Source organism: Actinosynnema sp. (assembly GCF_052038725.1).
This window is the reverse complement of record NZ_JBQGCX010000347.1, coordinates 1-3,756: the sequence shown is the minus strand read 5'-3', so window position 1 is coordinate 3,756 and position 3,756 is coordinate 1. Positions and strand designations below refer to the sequence as shown.

Sequence of the window (3,756 nt, the reverse complement as noted above, 5' to 3'; positions counted from 1 at the left end):
GACGGTGCGCCCGTCGCACCCGGCACCCCGGTCGTCGAGCTGGAGACCTCCAAGGCGGTCGAGGAACTGCTCTGCGAGCACGCCGGTTTCCTGCGCGCGCACGTCGAGGTCGGGACGGAGGTGCCCGTGGGCGCCCACCTGGCCACGATCTCCCCCCGAGCGCCGGAACCCGCCGACGAGCCCGCGCCTGATGCCGGGGGCGAGCGGTTCACGGCCCCTGGAACCGCGTCCGACCGGGCGGCCGGAGCCGCACCCGCAGGCACCGCCGCCGCGCTCCCCACCGCCACGTCCGACCTGGCGCCCCTGGGCGCCGCCCACCCGCCCGCGGCCACCGCCCGCACCCACCTGCTCGACCGCGTCCAGCAGGGCACCGCGGCGGTCGTCGCCCGCGCCCACCGGGAGGTCCCGGCGGCCTTCACCGCCGTGGAGGTCCGCGTCGACCGGCTCCTGGACCGGCTGGCCCGCTTCTCCAGCGACCACGACGCCGAGGTCGGCATCACCGAGGCGCTGGTCAAGGCCGTCGCCGCCGCCCACCCCGAGTTCGGGCTCCTGTTCGGCTCCCTCGTCGACGACCGCACCGTCGCGCTCGCGCCCACCCCCCACGTCGCGATCACCATGGACGCGGGCAAGGGCCTCTACACCCCGGTCGTCCGCGACTGCGCCGACCGCCCGCTGATCGACCTCGCGGACGACATCATGGACCTGCGGGTGAAGGCGGTCCGGGGCTCGTTCTCCGCCGCCGAGCTCACCGGGGCCACGATCACGATCTCCCTCAACACCGGCGACGACGTCCTGCTCGCCGTGCCCATCGTCATGTGGCCCCAGCTGGCCATGGTCTCCCTGAGCGCCACGCGCACCCGCCTCGACCTGGTCGACGGCGAACTCCGGCAGAGCCGGGTGGTCACCCTCGGGCTGGCCTACGACCACCGCGCGATCAACGGCCGCGAAGCCTCGGAGTTCCTGCGCGCCGTCGCCGACAGCCTGCGCGAGCCCGAGCGCATCGACGAGCTCCTCGACTAGGAGAGCCCCGTGGACCACGGCATCACCGCCCTCGCCACCGCACTGGGCGACCCCGTCGCCGTCCGGGACGTGGTCGCCGACTACACCGACGACGTCGAGCGCGTCCTCGGGTACGGCTACCGCACCGTCCACCGCGCCCCGGACGACGTCGGGGTGACCGACCTGGCCGTCCGCGCGGGTGGCCGGGCCCTGGACCTGGCGGGCGTGCGCCCCCACGAGGTCGACCTGCTCGTGCTCGCCCTGACCGACCTGGCCGACTACCTCTACTGGGACGCCGCCGCGGCCACCGCCCACCGGCTCGGGCTGCGCCGCGCCGAGGCCGTCCTGGTCGACCAGGGGTGCGCGGGCGGGGTCACCGCGCTGGACACCACCGCGGGGCGCTTCGCCACCCACCCCGACTACACCACGGCGCTGGTCGTGGGCGCCTGCCGCGTCGTCGAGCCCTACTGGAACCGGCTCGGCACGCACTCCCTGCTGTTCTCCGACGGGGCCGCCGCCGCCGTCGCCGTGCGCGGAGCCCCGACCCTGAGGTGGCGCGCCTGCCACACCGAGTCGGACGGCCGCTACGCCGACTTCTTCCGCATGGACCTGGGCGGCGGCGCCCACCCGTTCACACCGGGCGGCCCCGCCCCCGAGGTGCGCGACGCCTGGGACGTCATGGACCACTTCGGCTACGACGCCGACCGCTTCACCGGTTTCGCCGAGGAGGTCGACGACCGCACCGCCCGCGCGGTGCACCGCGCCTGCGCGCGCGCCGGGTGCGCCGAGGAGGACCTGGCCCGGCTGGTGCTGCTCAACGACAACCCGAAGGTGCTCAGGGCGCAGGCGGAGCTGATCGGCGTCCCGGTCGAGCGCACCAACCTGGCGCTGGCCGCCGAGCACGGCCACCTCGGCGCCGCGGATCACCTGTTCGGCCTGGCCGACCTGTGGAGCAGCGGCGCGCTGAACCCCGGTGACCTCGTCGCGCTGGCCGCCAACGGGCGCGGGATGCACTGGTCCTGCGCGGTGCTCCAGGCCTGAGCCCCGGCCGCTCCCGGCCCTCCTCAGCCCCGGACGTCCTTGCGGCCGAACCACCACACCGCCGCTGTCGCGAACACCGCCGCGTACACCGAGGACACCAGCAACCCCTCGGCCACCCCGTCCCAGTGGGGCCGGGTGGCCACGACGTCCATCCAGGACCACGACCGGTGGGTCGGCAGGAACTCCCGCACCGATCCCAGCGCGCCCACCTGGTCCAGGATCTGCGACACCATGGTTGCCAGCACCGCGCCTCCCACCGCCCCCAGCGGCACGTCCGTCGCCACCGACAGCAGCAGCGCCAGCGCCGCCACCCACGACAGCTGCGCCACCGAGTACAGCACCGCCACCCCCAGCAGGGGCAGGCTCCGCGCGAACGACACCGTGTCCCCGGTCGGGCTGGTCAGGTCGCCGAGCCCGTACCACGCCACCCCGGCGGTGAGCGCCGTCAGCGGCAGCACCGCCAACGACGCCGCCGACAGCACCGCAGCCACCAGCGCCTTGCGGGCCAGCAGCGCGCCCCGCCCCACCGGCACCGCCAGCAGGTACTTCAGACTGCCCCGAGCCGCCTCGCCCGCCACCGCGTCGCCGAAGAACAGCGCCACGGTGACGGGTTGCAGGTAGGTGCCCGCCACGAACAGGCAGAACACCACGAAGTTGGCCGCACCGCTGGCCGCGAGCTCCGAGTAGTCCACCACCCCCGGCTCGGTCCGCTCGCCGCCGAGCGCGAACGACACCAGCAGCACCAGCGGCACCGCCGAGGACAGCGCCAGCACCAGCGCCGTGCGCCGCCTGCGCAACTGCCTGCGCAGCTCCACCCGCACCCGCAGCGCCCCGGCGGGCCGGAAACCCTCTGCCGCGCCGTTCACGAGGCGCCCTCCTCCACGTGCCGCAGGAACACGTCCTCCAGGTTGTGCCTGGGCCCGGCCCGGTCCACCGCCACGCCCGTGCCCACCAGCGCGGCCACCGCCTCGGCGCGCGGCACCGCTCCCAGGTCGACGTGCACCTCGGACCCGGCCACCCGCACCCGCGCCACCCCCGGCAGCGCGCCGAGGACCCCGGCGGCCCGCTCCGGCGAGTCCACGGTGAACCCGGCTCTCCCGCCGTCCGCGACGACCGCCGCCACCGGCCCGTGCGCCAGCACCCTGCCCCGGTTCACCACCACGACGTGCGTGGCGGTCTGCTCTACCTCGGCGAGCAGGTGCGAGGACAGCAGCACCGTCCGCCCGGTCGTCGCGTACCGGCGCAGCACCTCCCGCAGCCGGGTGATCTGGGCCGGGTCCAGCCCATTGGTGGGCTCGTCCAGCACCAGCAGGTCGGGCAGCCCCAGCACCGCTCGGGCGATGGCCAGGCGCTGGCGCATCCCCTGGCTGTAGGAGCCGACCTTGCGGTCCAGCGCCTCGCCCAGCCCCGCCACCTCCACCGCCTCGGCCAGGTGCGCCAACCGCTCCGGCCTGCCCGTGGTCGCCCAGTGCAGGCGCAGGTTCTCCGCGCCGGTGAGCTCCGGCAGGAAACCGGCCCCCTCCACGAAGGCGCCCACCCGCGACAGCACCGGCGCGCCTGGCCGCACCCGGTGCCCGAAGACCCGGATCACGCCCTCGGTGGGGGTGGTCAGCCCCAGCAGCGCGCACAGCGTGGTGCTCTTGCCCGCGCCGTTCGGGCCCAGCAGCGCGACCACCTGGCCGCGTTCGGCCCGCAGGTCCAGCCCGTCGACCGCGG

General features: G+C 75.6%; 4 protein-coding genes. 2 read left to right on the top strand and 2 right to left on the bottom strand.

The window, feature by feature from the left end:
• Positions 1 to 1,020 (top strand): 2-oxo acid dehydrogenase subunit E2 (locus ACTUAL_RS06875; protein ID WP_440899662.1); only part of this gene is annotated, 1,020 nt, incomplete at its 5' end.
• A gap of 9 nt (positions 1,021 to 1,029) precedes the next feature.
• Positions 1,030 to 2,040 (top strand): 3-oxoacyl-ACP synthase III family protein, encoded by a 1,011-nt coding sequence (locus tag ACTUAL_RS06870; RefSeq protein WP_096494700.1) that lies wholly within the window; start codon positions 1,030 to 1,032, stop codon positions 2,038 to 2,040.
• Between the two features lie 23 nt (positions 2,041 to 2,063).
• Here ACTUAL_RS06870 and ACTUAL_RS06865 read toward each other — a convergent pair whose 3' ends face one another.
• Both ACTUAL_RS06865 and ACTUAL_RS06860 read right to left on the bottom strand, forming a co-directional pair.
• Complete coding sequence (locus ACTUAL_RS06865; RefSeq protein ID WP_096494698.1) at positions 2,064 to 2,906, bottom strand: ABC transporter permease subunit; 843 nt, start codon at positions 2,904 to 2,906, stop codon at positions 2,064 to 2,066.
• Positions 2,903 to 3,756 (bottom strand): ABC transporter ATP-binding protein (locus ACTUAL_RS06860; protein ID WP_440899661.1); only part of this gene is annotated, 854 nt, incomplete at its 5' end. The genes ACTUAL_RS06860 and ACTUAL_RS06865, both read right to left, overlap by 4 nt.